The organism is Bacillus sp. FSL R5-0576 (assembly GCF_038004765.1).
Taxonomy (GTDB): Bacteria; Bacillota; Bacilli; order Bacillales; family Bacillaceae; genus Bacillus; species Bacillus subtilis.
In genome coordinates this window covers 2,319,628-2,334,254 of record NZ_JBBORU010000001.1, presented here as the reverse complement: position 1 = coordinate 2,334,254, position 14,627 = coordinate 2,319,628, and the positions used below count along the sequence as shown (strand labels likewise).

13 protein-coding genes and 1 other annotated feature (1 of these 14 running past the window's edge) are annotated in these 14,627 nt (G+C 42.7%); of the genes, 11 read left to right on the top strand and 2 right to left on the bottom strand.

Features of this window, described 5'->3' with window-relative positions:
- Positions 1-73: a binding site (T-box leader), on the top strand; it begins 103 nt to the left of the window's first position.
- Between the two features lie 82 nt (positions 74-155).
- The 10 genes from glyQ to NX903_RS11885 all read left to right on the top strand — a co-directional run bounded on the left by glyQ (position 156) and on the right by NX903_RS11885 (position 11,302).
- A complete protein-coding gene (gene glyQ / locus NX903_RS11930; RefSeq protein ID WP_086344615.1) occupies positions 156-1,043 on the top strand; it encodes a glycine--tRNA ligase subunit alpha in 888 nt (295 codons plus the stop codon).
- Positions 1,036-3,075 (top strand): glycine--tRNA ligase subunit beta, encoded by a 2,040-nt coding sequence (glyS, locus tag NX903_RS11925; RefSeq protein ID WP_024572413.1) that lies wholly within the window; start codon positions 1,036-1,038, stop codon positions 3,073-3,075. The genes glyQ and glyS overlap by 8 nt, the downstream gene beginning before the upstream one ends.
- Positions 3,076-3,207: 132 nt before the next feature.
- The gene (gene ccpN, locus NX903_RS11920) at positions 3,208-3,846 is read left to right on the top strand and encodes a transcriptional regulator CcpN (protein WP_003237058.1); all 639 of its coding nucleotides are present in this window, start codon (positions 3,208-3,210) and stop codon (positions 3,844-3,846) included.
- Positions 3,847-3,871: 25 nt separating this feature from the next.
- Entirely contained in the window at positions 3,872-4,684 is an 813-nt protein-coding gene (locus NX903_RS11915) for a pyruvate, water dikinase regulatory protein (protein WP_003230064.1), read from the top strand.
- A gap of 253 nt (positions 4,685-4,937) precedes the next feature.
- A complete protein-coding gene (locus NX903_RS11910; protein ID WP_015714278.1) occupies positions 4,938-5,432 on the top strand; it encodes a YaiI/YqxD family protein in 495 nt (164 codons plus the stop codon).
- 33 nt (positions 5,433-5,465) lie between these two features.
- Positions 5,466-7,277, top strand: coding sequence for a DNA primase (dnaG, locus tag NX903_RS11905; protein WP_086344095.1), 1,812 nt, complete (start codon positions 5,466-5,468; stop codon positions 7,275-7,277).
- A 198-nt stretch (positions 7,278-7,475) separates the two neighbouring features.
- A complete protein-coding gene (gene rpoD / locus NX903_RS11900; protein WP_003226225.1) occupies positions 7,476-8,591 on the top strand; it encodes an RNA polymerase sigma factor RpoD in 1,116 nt (371 codons plus the stop codon).
- A gap of 327 nt (positions 8,592-8,918) precedes the next feature.
- Positions 8,919-9,281 carry a cytochrome c550 gene (cccA, locus tag NX903_RS11895; RefSeq protein WP_003230068.1) on the top strand — a complete coding sequence of 121 codons (363 nt, stop codon included), beginning with the start codon at positions 8,919-8,921 and terminating at the stop codon, positions 9,279-9,281.
- Between the two features lie 256 nt (positions 9,282-9,537).
- Positions 9,538-10,188, top strand: coding sequence for a tRNA (adenine(22)-N(1))-methyltransferase TrmK (gene trmK, locus NX903_RS11890; protein ID WP_015714276.1), 651 nt, complete (start codon positions 9,538-9,540; stop codon positions 10,186-10,188).
- The gene (locus NX903_RS11885; RefSeq protein ID WP_144486684.1) at positions 10,181-11,302 is read left to right on the top strand and encodes a Nif3-like dinuclear metal center hexameric protein; all 1,122 of its coding nucleotides are present in this window, start codon (positions 10,181-10,183) and stop codon (positions 11,300-11,302) included. The genes trmK and NX903_RS11885 overlap by 8 nt, the downstream gene beginning before the upstream one ends.
- Before the next feature lie 22 nt (positions 11,303-11,324).
- On the opposite strand, the gene NX903_RS11880 is transcribed toward NX903_RS11885, so the two are convergent.
- Positions 11,325-12,269 carry a 4-hydroxy-3-methylbut-2-enyl diphosphate reductase gene (locus NX903_RS11880; protein ID WP_014477361.1) on the bottom strand — a complete coding sequence of 315 codons (945 nt, stop codon included), beginning with the start codon at positions 12,267-12,269 and terminating at the stop codon, positions 11,325-11,327.
- A 122-nt stretch (positions 12,270-12,391) separates the two neighbouring features.
- Positions 12,392-13,141 (bottom strand): VrrA/YqfQ family protein, encoded by a 750-nt coding sequence (vrrA, locus tag NX903_RS11875; RefSeq protein ID WP_130572570.1) that lies wholly within the window; start codon positions 13,139-13,141, stop codon positions 12,392-12,394.
- 168 nt (positions 13,142-13,309) lie between these two features.
- Here vrrA and cshB point away from each other — a divergent pair, with 168 nt between their 5' ends.
- A complete protein-coding gene (gene cshB / locus NX903_RS11870) occupies positions 13,310-14,626 on the top strand; it encodes a DEAD-box ATP-dependent RNA helicase CshB (protein WP_046381188.1) in 1,317 nt (438 codons plus the stop codon).
- Position 14,627: the final 1 nt, after the last annotated feature.

Below are 14,627 nucleotides of genomic sequence, written 5' to 3'. Positions count from 1 at the left end.
ATTTTAAAAAAAGAGGCTGGGATTTTGTTCTCAGCAACTAGGGTGGAACCGCGGGAGAACTCTCGTCCCTATGTTTGCGGCTGGCAAGCATAGAGACGGGAGTTTTTTGGTTGCTGCCGCAGTCAACTTATGAAAGAAAAGTGGAGGTGCTTGAAATGAATATTCAAGACATGATTATAACCTTGCAAAAGCATTGGTCCAGTCAGGGCTGTGTGCTTATGCAGGCTTACGATGTAGAAAAAGGAGCCGGCACGATGAGCCCGTATACATTTTTGCGCAGTATCGGCCCTGAGCCGTGGAAAGTGGCTTATGTAGAGCCTTCCAGACGTCCGGCAGACGGCCGCTACGGGGAGAACCCGAACAGACTGTATCAGCATCATCAGTTCCAGGTCATTATTAAACCGTCTCCTGATAACATTCAAGAGCTGTATTTAGATTCCTTGCGTGCTCTTGGAATTGATCCGCTTGAGCACGATATTCGCTTTGTTGAAGACAACTGGGAGAATCCGTCTTTAGGCTGCGCGGGTCTAGGCTGGGAAGTTTGGCTTGACGGAATGGAGATAACACAATTTACGTATTTCCAGCAGGTCGGGGGATTAGAGTGTAAACCCGTTTCTGTAGAGATTACGTATGGAATTGAACGTCTCGCGTCTTATATCCAAGATAAAGAAAACGTGTTTGACTTGGAATGGACGTCAGGGTTTACAGTAAAAGATTTATTCATGATGGCTGAATATGAACATTCCGTTTATACGTTTGAAACATCAGACGTCGATATGCTGTTCCAATTGTTCAGCACATATGAAAAAGAAGCGATCAAGCAAATGGATAACGGACTTGTTCATCCAGCATATGACTATGTGCTGAAATGTTCGCACACCTTCAATCTGCTTGACGCCAAAGGTGCGATCTCTGTTACCGAGCGGACGGGCTATATCGCAAGAGTGCGGAATTTAGCTAGAAAAGTAGCAAAAACCTATTATGAGGAACGAGAAAAACTAGGGTTCCCAATGCTTAAAGGGGAGGGTTCTTCTCATGAGTAAACAGGATTTACTTTTAGAGATCGGATTAGAGGAAATGCCGGCGCGCTTTTTGAATGAAAGCATGGTTCAGCTTGGCGACAAGCTGACAGGCTGGCTTAAAGAAAAAAATATTACTCACGGTGAAGTGAAACTCTTCAATACACCGAGACGTCTTGCTGTGTTCGTTAAGGATGTCGCAGAAAAGCAGGATGATATAAAAGAAGAAGCAAAAGGGCCTGCGAAAAAAATTGCCCTTGATGCGGACGGGAACTGGACAAAAGCGGCAATCGGCTTTTCAAAAGGCCAAGGCGCGAATGTGGAAGACCTGTATATCAAAGAAGTAAAAGGCATAGAGTATGTATTCGTGCAAAAATTCCAAGCCGGCCAAGAAACGAAGTCGCTTCTGCCAGAATTGAGCGGTTTAATTACAAGCTTGCATTTCCCGAAAAACATGCGCTGGGGAAATGAAGATTTGCGTTATATCCGACCGATCAAATGGATTGTCGCATTATTTGGACAGGATGTCATTCCATTTTCGATCACAAACGTTGAGTCTGGACGGACAACACAGGGACACCGTTTCCTCGGACATGAAGTGTCAATTGAATCACCTTCAGCTTATGAAGAGCAGCTGAAAGAACAGCATGTTATTGCCGATCCTAGCGTCCGAAAGCAAATGATTCAATCTCAGCTGGAAACAATGGCTGCTGAAAACAATTGGAGCATTCCAGTTGACGAAGACCTTCTTGATGAAGTGAATCATTTAGTAGAATACCCGACAGCTCTTTACGGTTCATTTGAATCCGAGTTTCTGTCAATTCCTGAAGAAGTGCTTGTCACGACAATGAAAGAGCATCAGCGCTACTTCCCTGTCAAAGACAAAAACGGTGACCTGCTGCCTCACTTTATCACAGTCCGAAACGGCAACAGCCACGCGATTGAAAATGTGGCCCGAGGCAATGAAAAAGTGCTGCGCGCACGTTTATCTGATGCGTCATTCTTCTACAAGGAAGATCAGAAACTAAACATTGATGCAAATGTGAAGAAGCTTGAAAATATCGTTTTCCATGAAGAGCTTGGTTCTCTTGCTGATAAGGTTAGAAGAGTCACATCAATCGCAGAGAAACTTGCCGTTCGTCTTCAGGCTGATGAAGATACATTAAAACATGTGAAGCGGGCTGCTGAAATTTCTAAATTCGACCTTGTGACGCATATGATATATGAATTCCCTGAACTTCAAGGAATTATGGGCGAAAAGTATGCGAGAATGCTTGGCGAAGATGAAGCTGTGGCGGCGGCAGTCAATGAACATTATATGCCTAGATCAGCGGGCGGAGAAACGCCTTCTACTTTCACCGGAGCTGTTGTAGCAATGGCGGATAAGCTTGACACAATCGCTTCATTCTTCTCTATCGGCGTAATTCCAACCGGTTCCCAGGACCCTTACGGACTGCGCCGCCAAGCAAGCGGTATTGTTGCGATTCTTCTTGACCGCAACTGGGGAATTTCATTTGAAGAGCTGCTTACTTTCGTACAAACCGATAAAGAAAATGAACTGCTGGATTTCTTCACTCAGCGCTTGAAATATGTCTTGAATGCTGAACAAATCAGACATGATGTCATTGACGCCGTGCTGGAAAGCTCTGAGCTTGAGCCGTACTCTGCGCTGCATAAAGCACAAGTACTGGAACAAAAGCTTGGTGCACCTGGCTTTAAGGAAACAGCCGAAGCGTTAGGCCGAGTGATCTCTATCAGCAAAAAAGGAGTCCGCGGAGACATTCAGCCTGATCTGTTTGAAAATGAATACGAAGCAAAACTGTTTGATGCCTACCAAACAGCGAAGCAAAATCTGCAGGAAAACTTCAGCAAAAAAGATTATGAGGCGGCGCTTGCTTCACTTGCAGCCTTAAAAGAACCGATCGATGCTTACTTCGATCATACAATGGTTATAGCGGATAATGAGGCATTAAAGGCAAATCGTTTAGCGCAAATGGTAAGCTTGGCGGATGAGATCAAGTCCTTTGCGAATATGAATGCCCTTATTGTAAAATAAAGAGAGAAAAGGCGGTTGCTGTGTGATCGGTAATCGTCTTTTCCCCATTTATAAGTTTTTTGTTTGATTACAAGATATTTACGTTATAATATGGATTATTATTTCTTTACATAGCTATGAAGTGAAAAGGTGGTGAGTACGATCGAACTAAATAAACGGCAAGAACATATTTTGCAGATTGTAAAAGAAAACGGGCCGATTACAGGGGAGCATATTGCAGAAAAGCTGAACCTCACCAGGGCGACATTGCGCCCGGATTTAGCCATACTCACCATGTCAGGATTCCTCGAGGCGCGCCCGAGAGTCGGTTATTTCTATACGGGAAAAACCGGCACGCAGCTTTTGGCGGATAAACTCAAAAAGCTTCAGGTGAAAGACTTTCAATCTATCCCCGTAGTGATTCACGAAAACGTTTCTGTGTACGATGCGATTTGCACCATGTTTTTAGAAGATGTAGGTACTCTGTTTGTGGTGGACCGCGATGCTGTTTTAGTCGGGGTGCTTTCACGAAAAGACTTGCTCAGAGCGAGCATTGGCCAGCAGGAGCTTACATCGGTCCCTGTTCACATCATCATGACAAGGATGCCGAACATTACGGTGTGCAGACGCGAGGATTATGTGATGGACATTGCAAAGCACTTAATAGAAAAACAAATTGATGCACTGCCTGTCATCAAAGACACCGATAAAGGCTTTGAAGTGATCGGCAGAGTGACAAAAACAAATATGACAAAAATACTTGTCAGTTTATCTGAAAATGAAATCCTATAAGATTGCAAACTAACGGGGGGATAATATGAATAACCGCATCATCTATGTTGTATCGGATTCCGTCGGTGAAACGGCTGAATTGGTAGTAAAAGCAGCACTCAGCCAATTTAACGGATCGGCGGATGATACTCATGTAAGAAGAATTCCTTATGTTGAAGATATAGGCACTATCAATGAAGTGATTTCACTTGCAAAGGCAGACGGCGGCATTATCTGTTTTACACTCGTGGTGCCGGAAATCAGAGAATATTTGATAGCCGAAGCGGAAAAAGCAAATGTTTTATATTATGATATTATCGGCCCGTTGATTGATAAAATGGAAACAGCCTACGGTTTAACAGCGAAATACGAACCGGGGCGGGTGCGCCAGCTTGATGAAGATTATTTCAAAAAAGTGGAGGCCATCGAGTTTGCAGTTAAATACGATGATGGACGTGATCCAAGAGGGATTTTAAAAGCTGATATCGTTTTGATCGGCGTTTCAAGAACGTCTAAAACACCGCTGTCTCAATATCTCGCACACAAACGCCTGAAGGTTGCCAATGTTCCGATTGTTCCGGAGGTTGATCCGCCGGAAGAACTCTTTAACGTTGATCCGAAAAAATGCATCGGTTTAAAGATTAGCCCTGATAAACTGAATCATATCAGAAAAGAACGTTTAAAATCACTCGGGCTTAATGATAAAGCGATTTATGCAAATATCAACAGAATCAAAGAGGAACTCGAGTATTTCGAAAAGATTGTGGATCGGATCGGCTGCCAGGTTGTTGATGTTTCAAATAAAGCGGTTGAGGAAACAGCAAATATTATCCATCATCTCAAAACAAAAAACATATAACTCAGGACGCTCTATCCTGGGTTTTTGGCTGTGCCAAAAGGGAATAATGAAAAACAATAGCATCTTTGTGAAGTTTGTATTATAATAAAAAATTGTGATAAAATGATTAATTTTAGGTTTAAGGATCGTGTGATACGAATAAACTATTATGGGTAAGATGTCAAGAATTTCTCCCGGAAATTTTTCGACAAATTCATATACATCCACAATAATAAAGGATGTGCGATTTTGCTTGCTTTTATGCAGGAGTTTAATGGAGGGATGGAGAATTACTCTTCTTAATGAACAAGAAAAGACGATTTTTGTCGATGCTGATGCTTGTCCGGTAAAAGATGAAATTTTACAAACAGCATCCGAGTATGAAGTTCAAGTTCTTTTTGTCGCTTCATTTGAACATTATCAGCTTTCCAGAAGCAATGAAGAAAAATGGAAGTATGTTGATCCTCATAAAGAAGCTGCTGATTTATATATCGCAAATCACGTGAAACCGGGAGATATTGTTGTGACGCAGGACATCGGATTAGCATCTCTGCTGTTGAACAGAAATGTCTCTGTTATGTCGGAAAGAGGTCGTCTTTACAAAGAAGACACGATTGATTTTGCTCTAGAGGGCCGTCATTTTTCCGGCAAACAAAGAAGAAAAGGCGTATATGCCAAAGGGCCTAAAAAATTGAATAAAGAAGATCGAGAACGATTTATTGCACTGCTGCAAAAAATCCTGTCGAACGATGAAGGGATTTTGCACTAAAGCATCGAATAATGTACGACGGAGTGTTATAAGATGGGAAATCGGATACCAGATGAAATTGTGGATCAGGTGCAAAAGTCGGCAGATATCGTTGAAGTCATAGGTGATTATGTTCAATTAAAGAAGCAAGGCCGAAACTACTTTGGACTCTGTCCTTTTCATGGAGAAAGCACACCTTCGTTTTCCGTATCGCCCGACAAACAGATTTTTCATTGCTTTGGCTGCGGAGCGGGCGGCAATGTTTTCTCTTTTTTAAGGCAGATGGAAGGCTACTCATTTGCCGAGTCGGTTTCTCACCTTGCTGACAAATACCAAATTGATTTTCCAGATGATATAACAGTCCATTCCGGAGCCTGGCCAGAGTCTTCTGGAGAACAAAAAATGGCTGAGGCACATGAGCTCCTGAAGAAATTTTACCATCATTTGTTAATAAATACAAAAGAAGGTCAAGAGGCACTGGATTATCTGCTTTCTAGGGGCTTTACGAAAGAGCTGATTGATGAATTTCAGATTGGCTATGCTCTTGATTCTTGGGACTTTATCACGAAATTCCTTGTAAAGAGGGGATTTAGTGAGGCACAAATGGAAAAAGCGGGTCTCCTGATCAGACGCGAAGACGGAAGCGGATATTTCGACCGCTTCAGAAACCGTGTCATGTTTCCGATCCATGATCATCACGGGGCTGTTGTTGCTTTCTCAGGCAGGGCTCTTGGCAGCCAGCAGCCTAAGTATATGAACAGTCCTGAAACCCCGCTCTTTCATAAAAGTAAACTGCTTTACAATTTTTATAAGGCCCGCCTTCATATCAGAAAGCAGGAAAGAGCAGTCTTATTTGAAGGGTTTGCTGATGTCATATCGGCCGTAAGCTCGGGTGTAAAAGAAAGCATAGCCACGATGGGAACATCGCTTACAGATGATCATGTCAAGATCCTGAGAAGAAACGTCGAAGAAATCATTCTTTGCTATGACTCTGATAAAGCCGGTTATGAAGCCACCTTAAAAGCTTCGGAGCTTCTGCAAAAAAAAGGCTGCAAAGTCAGAGTTGCAATGATTCCTGACGGATTGGACCCTGATGATTACATCAAAAAATTCGGCGGGGAAAAATTTAAAAACGACATTATTGACGCCAGTGTCACCGTAATGGCGTTCAAAATGCAATATTTCCGAAAAGGAAAGAACCTGTCCGATGAAGGCGACCGACTAGCTTACATTAAAGACGTACTGAAAGAAATCAGCACGCTTTCAGGGTCTCTAGAGCAGGAAGTCTATGTAAAGCAGCTTGCTTCAGAGTTTTCGCTTTCACAGGAGTCTTTAACTGAGCAGCTGTCTGTTTTCAGCAAGCAAAACAAACCTGCTGACAATAGCGATGAAACAAAAACGCGGCGAGCGCATCTGACGACAAAAGCAAGGCAAAAACGTTTGCGTCCGGCGTATGAAAATGCAGAAAGGCTGTTACTCGCTCACATGCTTCGAGATCGGAGCGTCATCAAAAAAGTGATTGACCGGGTAGGGTTTCAATTTAATATTGATGAGCACCGGGCATTAGCTGCCTATCTTTATGCTTTTTATGAAGAGGGAGCCGAGCTGACGCCTCAGCATCTGATGGCCAGGGTGACGGATGATCATATAAGCCAGCTCTTGTCTGATATATTAATGCTTCAGGTTAGTCAAGAGCTTAGCGAAGCCGAGTTATCAGATTATGTAAAAAAAGTGTTGAATCAAAGAAATTGGTCAATGATAAAAGAAAAAGAGGCGGAAAGAGCCGAAGCCGAAAGGCAAAAAGATTTTTTAAGAGCTGCTTCTCTGGCTCAAGAAATCGTTACATTGAACCGATCTTTAAAATAACTGGAGAACTGATGAGGAGCATTTATTGGCAATGATTCCTTGCGGAGGAGCAAATAGATCGCTTAACCTCATCATGAATTGTCATTTCATTATTCGCACATTGTTAAAGGCAGTTCACATAGAAAACGCCTGAATGGACCGAATAAGAATCATACCGCTTATAGAATTCGTTGCAAGCTTTGGAAGGAGGGATCCATAATGGCTGATAAACAAACCCACGAGACAGAATTAACATTCGACCAAGTAAAAGAGCAATTAACAGAGTCTGGTAAAAAACGTGGCGTTTTGACATATGAAGAAATTGCTGAGCGTATGTCCAGCTTTGAAATTGAATCAGACCAAATGGATGAGTATTATGAATTTTTAGGTGAACAAGGTGTTGAATTAATTAGTGAGAATGAAGAAACAGAAGATCCTAATATTCAGCAGCTTGCCAAAGCCGAAGAAGAATTTGACCTTAATGACCTAAGTGTACCGCCTGGCGTTAAAATCAATGACCCAGTTCGTATGTATTTAAAGGAAATCGGTCGGGTTAACCTTCTTTCTGCAAAAGAAGAAATCGCCTACGCTCAAAAGATTGAAGAAGGTGACGAAGAATCTAAACGCAGATTGGCTGAAGCGAACCTGCGGCTTGTTGTCAGTATCGCAAAACGGTATGTCGGACGCGGTATGCTGTTCCTTGATCTGATCCAGGAAGGAAACATGGGCCTGATGAAAGCCGTTGAAAAATTTGATTATCGCAAAGGTTATAAATTCAGTACGTATGCTACGTGGTGGATCAGACAGGCGATTACACGCGCCATTGCCGATCAGGCGAGAACGATCCGGATTCCCGTTCATATGGTTGAAACCATTAATAAATTAATCCGTGTGCAGCGTCAATTACTGCAAGACTTAGGCAGAGAACCAACACCTGAAGAAATTGCGGAAGATATGGATTTAACGCCTGAAAAAGTACGCGAAATCTTAAAGATTGCTCAAGAGCCGGTATCGCTGGAAACACCGATCGGTGAAGAGGATGACTCGCACCTTGGTGATTTCATTGAAGACCAAGAAGCAACTTCACCTTCTGACCACGCCGCATACGAGCTATTGAAAGAGCAGCTGGAAGATGTGCTTGATACGTTAACTGATCGTGAAGAAAATGTATTGCGTCTTCGATTCGGTCTTGATGACGGCCGTACAAGAACATTAGAAGAGGTCGGCAAAGTATTTGGAGTAACGAGAGAGCGTATTCGACAAATCGAAGCCAAAGCGTTGCGGAAACTAAGACATCCTAGCAGAAGTAAACGTTTGAAAGATTTCCTCGAATAAGATGGAACGGGTCTTGATGATCCGTTCTTCTTTTTTAAAAAGATATATGGATAATATGCCTTTATTTTACTGAAAAATGATGTCATTTGCAAATGAACATTGTGGTGAAAAATTTCAAAATCTAATTCCATATTTTCTATTGTAAGCGTATACAATACATTATACAATAGAATAAAAAGGATATTAGAGATTTAGGCATGTTTCAATTCAATTTTGTATAAAGTGTGAATAAAAAACTTTTGTATAGCAATCCATTTACTTTTTGTAAAAATAAGTTAGAATTAGAAGTGTTTACATAGGGGGAAGGATCAAAAAGGGGGAAGGGAAATGAAATGGAACCCGCTTATTCCATTTTTGCTGATCGCTGTTTTAGGAATTGGTCTAACTTTCTTTTTATCAGTAAAAGGACTTGATGACTCTCGGGAGATTGCAAGCGGAGGAGAAAGCAAATCTGCTGAAAAGAAAGATGCAAACGCTTCACCAGAAGAAATTTACAAGGCAAACTGCATCGCATGCCACGGTGAAAATTATGAAGGTGTTTCGGGTCCTAGCTTAAAAGGTGTAGGGGATAAGAAAGATGTCGCTGAAATTAAAACAAAGATCGAAAAAGGCGGTAATGGAATGCCTTCCGGTCTTGTTCCGGCCGATAAGCTGGATGATATGGCAGAGTGGGTGTCGAAAATTAAATAAAAGAACCATTTTTCTCTTTATACATTCACAGGCCGCCGAGATGTTCTCGACAGCCTTTTATTTTTGACTGCCGCGTGCAGACCTGCATCAAAAGAAATAATCTCAAAATCATTTGCTTCAGCTTGGATTCCGGGCTGATTTTTTATATGATAGTAAAGGAAAAAATGATTGAGAAAAGTTGTGATGACAAGTGAACGAATTAAAATTATCTAAACGATTGCAAACAGTAGCGGAGTACATACCGAATGGAGCGGTGATGGCCGATATCGGCTCTGATCACGCATACCTTCCTTGTTATGCGGTGCTGAATCATAAAGCCAGCGGGGCGATTGCCGGAGAAATCACAGATGGCCCATTTTTGTCTGCAAAGCGGCAGGTTGAAAAATCAGGCTTAAACTCGCACATTTCTGTAAGGCAGGGAGACGGACTGGAAGTGATTAAAAAAGGTGAAGCTGATGCCATTACGATTGCCGGAATGGGCGGGGCTTTGATCGCTCACATTTTAGAAGCAGGCAAAGACAAATTAACGGGGAAAGAACGGTTCATTTTACAGCCGAATATTCATGCTGTTCATATCAGGGAGTGGCTTTATAAAGAAGGATATGCGCTGATAGATGAGGTAATCCTTGAAGAGGACGGAAAGTGCTATGAGGTGCTGGTAGCCGAAGCGGGAGACAGGGATGCGGCTTATGACGGTATTTCTTTATCAGCCGGGATGCTTGTCGGCCCTTTCTTGGCAAAAGAAAAAAATGCTGTCTTTTTGAAAAAGTGGACACAAGAGCTTCAGCACACTCAAAGCATTTATGAACAGATCAGCCAAGCGGCGGATACAGAGCAAAACAAACAAAAATTAAAGGAGCTCGCCGATCGAATGGAGCTGTTAAAGGAGGTAATCGATCATGGCTAAAAGTGTAAATGGGCAGCAGATCATCCAGCTGTTTGAACAATTTTCCCCGAAAGCCTATGCGGTTGAAGGAGATAAAATCGGCCTGCAAATCGGCACCTTAAACAAACCAATTAAAAATGTGATGGTTACACTTGATGTGTTAGAGAGCGTTATCGATGAAGCGATTGAAAAAGAGGTTGACTTGATTATTGCACACCATCCACCAATTTTCCGGCCGCTAAAGCATATTTCAACAGATCAGCCTGCCGGAAAGTTAATTGAAAAGTGTTTGAAGCATGATATTGCTGTTTATGCAGCTCATACAAATTTAGACGTTGCGGACGGCGGTGTGAATGATTTGCTTGCTGAAGCATTAGAGCTGAGTCAGACGGAAGTGCTGGTGCCTACTTATACGGATCCTCTGAAAAAGCTGGCAGTATACGTGCCGAAGGAATATGAAGAGCAGGTCAGAGCCGCGCTCGGAAATGCGGGGGCCGGCCATATCGGTGAATACAGCCATTGCGCGTTTTCATCTGAAGGAATCGGCAGTTTTAAACCATTAGACGGAGCTAAGCCTTTTATCGGTGAAGTGGGAGAGCTTGAGCTTGTTCATGAAGTAAGGCTTGAGACTGTATTTCCTAAAAGCGTCGAAAAAGCTGTTATCAATGCAATGATAAAAAGCCATCCATATGAAGAAGTTGCTTACGATATCTATCCTATCGAACAGACTCCCGCCGAAAAAGGGCTCGGCCGTGTCGGAACCCTTAAAAATGAGATGACGCTCAAGGAATTCGCTTTATTTGTGAAAGACAAGCTTGACGTCAATGGTGTCAGAATGGTGGGGGATGCTGACAGCATGGTGAAAAAAGTAGCTGTTCTTGGCGGAGATGGAAACAAGTATATTCATCATGCAAAACGAAAGGGAGCCGATGTTTACGTCACAGGAGATTTATACTTCCATGTGGCCCATGATGCGATGATGCTTGGCCTAAATGTGGTTGATCCGGGCCATTACGCGGAAAAAATCATGAAAGAAGGCGTCACGAGAAAACTGACATCAATGTGTAATGATAAAAAGTTTGGCGTGAATATCTTTGTTTCTGAAACAGATACAAATCCATTTACATTTCTATAAAAAAACTGAGGCTTTTACAGCCTCAGTTTTTTGCTTTTACTTTTGGAAGTATTTTTTTGAGCGGTATATTATGTTCAGTTGTCCAAGTTGATGGATCTTCGTGATCAAACTGCTCTAAAAAGCGAATGACTTCTTTTGTGATCGGCGTCGGTGTTGAAGCTCCCGCTGTAACTGCAACGGTATTAACGCCTTTCAGCCATTCGAGCTTCAATTCGCTTAAGTCACCGATCCGGTATGCTTTTGTCCCGGCTATTTCCTCTGACACTTGAGCAAGCCTATTTGAATTGTTGCTTTTCGGGTCTCCGACAACGATTGTTAAGTCCGCTTTTTTTGCCTGCTCAGATACAGCTTCCTGCCGCACTTGAGTAGCGAGGCAAATCTCTTGGTGATATTCGACATGAGGATATTTTTCTTTGACAAGCTCCATAATGTCGTGAACATCCCATTGAGACATTGTTGTTTGATTCGTCACGATTAACTTCTCTGCTTGGATATCAAGGTTCTTTACATCTTCTTCTGTTTCAACTAAGTGAACGATCTCCGGCGCTACGCCAACGGCTCCCTCAGGCTCTGGATGCCCTTTTTTGCCGATATAGATCACGTGATATCCTTTTTCTTTCATCTCTAAGATTAGATTATGAGTTTTCGTCACATCCGGACATGTAGCATCAATTGCGACTAACCCTTTTTCTTCTGCGATTCTTCTGACTTCGGGAGAAACACCGTGCGCAGTGAAAATGACAGTTCCTTTGTCAACCTGCTTTAAGATGTCCAGACGGTTAGAGCCGTCCAATGTAAAAATCCCTTCCTCTTCAAACGCATCAGTGACGTGTTTATTATGAACAATCATTCCGAGTATATAGATGGGTCTTGGCAAGCTTTTATCTAGTGACGCATTTTTGGCAATGACCATAGCATCAACAACACCATAGCAATAGCCGCGCGGTGAAATTTTAATTACGTCCATTTTCGGTTGTCCTCCAATACTGAAGTGAGTAAAGGCAATATAAAAAGCCGTAATCAAACGGCTCTATTCTTGCATTCTTCTGATCTCATTATAGCCAATCTCACTTCAGATATCAAAGAATGTTAAATATATAATCTCGGTTTTGAACTGCCTGATGTTCTTTTCGGAGCAGGAGAGGCAGCTTCCTTTTTCTTCGGGGCAGACGTTTTTGATTCTTGTTCTTTATTGTCAGTTGTTTTAGATTTCTTTGGGAGAGAAGAACTTTTTGGTTTTGATTTTTTGTTCCCATCTGAGGTTTTTGTTTCAGTCTCTTTCTCTTTTTCTGATGATTCTTCTGAAACTGATTGTTTTTCACTTTCCTCATTGGTCTCTGTCTCAGTATCATCACTTTTACTTAATTGGCTGTACAGCTTCATCATTGCTGGCAGATTGCGGACTAATGGGCCGTACTGCTGGATCATAGGGGTGACTTGCTGCGCCATGCCGAGTACTTTTTGCACATTTCCAAGCATACTGGATAATGATGCAGGATTGGCGATATTTTGAATGCCTTGCAGGCCAGCACCTCCGCTCGCTGCTGCACCTGCTCCTGGAATTCCAGGAACTCCGGCGCTGCCAGCGCCTCCTCCGCCGGGTAGGAACCTTGACAGCATTCCTTTTAAGCCTCCGCCTGTACCTGCACCTGCACCATTTCTCGCTCCGGCATTTGCCTGAGGAAGAAATTGTCCGGCTTGCTGAAAACCTTGCTGCTGTGCTCCAAATGAAGGTCCTCGCATATTAGGCGGTCTTCTGCCCATCATTCGCTGATTTGGCATGGGGCGGGGCGGTCCGGGCTGTGGGTAATTTCTCATTGGCTGCTGCGGTGAAAACATACTTGTACCTCCTTTCAGCTCTCTCTGCTATTAGAATATGCATGGGCTGCGGTATTTGCTTTACATAACTGAATAAAACAAACGCCTTGCAAACGTGGTGTTTTTAAGCAAAATCGGGTATAATGTGATGATGGACACATAATGTGCCGCTTTAAGGAGCTGGGAAAAATGAAAGAAACGAAATTTGAACTTTATGAATTGAAACCATTTATTATAGATGCAGTACATCGCCTTGGTTTTTACGAACCGACTGATATTCAAAAAAGGCTGATTCCTGCAGTGTTAAAAAAAGAAAGCGTCATCGGCCAGTCTCAGACGGGTACTGGAAAGACTCACGCTTATTTACTGCCTTTATTAAACAAAATCGATCCTGCTAAGGATGTCGTTCAGGTAGTCATTACGGCTCCTACAAGAGAGCTTGCCAACCAGATTTATCAGGAAGCGCTTAAAATCACACAGGGTGAGGAAGGCAGTCAGATTCGCTCGAAATGTTTTATCGGAGGCACTGATAAACAAAAATCAATTGATAAATTGAAAATACAGCCGCATCTTGTTGTCGGTACACCCGGACGGATTGCTGACTTAATCAAAGAACAGGCGTTAAGTGTTCATAAAGCGGAATCTCTTGTTATTGATGAAGCGGATTTAATGCTGGACATGGGATTCCTTGCAGATGTAGATTACATCGGTTCCCGCATGCCTGAAAATCTGCAAATGCTTGTGTTCTCAGCGACCATACCGGAAAAGCTGAAACCATTTTTGAAGAAATACATGGAAAATCCGAAATACGCCCATGTGGAGCCAAAACAGGTGACTGCTGCGAAAATCGAGCATATCCTCATTCCTTCGAAACATCGTGACAAGGACAAGCTCCTTTTTGACATCATGTCGCATCTGAATCCATACCTGGGGATTGTGTTTGCCAACACGAAAAATACGGCTGACCATATTGCCCAGTATCTGACTGGCAAAGGCATGAAAATTGGCTTGCTGCACGGCGGATTAACACCACGTGAGCGGAAAAAAGTCATGAAGCAGATCAATGATTTGGAATTCACATATGTCATTGCAACTGACCTTGCCGCAAGAGGTATTGATATTAAAGGTGTCAGCCATGTTATCAACTATGAGCTGCCGGATGATCTCGATTTCTATGTTCACCGTGTGGGCAGAACGGCTCGTGCCGGCTCATCAGGACAAGCGATGACCATTTATGAGCTTACTGATGAGGATGCATTAGTAAGACTTGAAAAAATGGGCATCGAATTTGATTACTTAGAGCTTGACAAGGGCGAATGGAAAAAAGGCGATGACCGTCAGCGCCGCAAAAAGCGTAAAAAAACGCCGAATGAAGCGGATGAAATTGCTCATCGTCTCGTGAAAAAGCCGAAGAAGGTTAAGCCTGGGTATAAAAAGAAAATGAGCTATGAGATGGAGAAAATCAAGAAAAAACAGAGAAGAAACCAATCTAAGAAAAGAAAGTAGG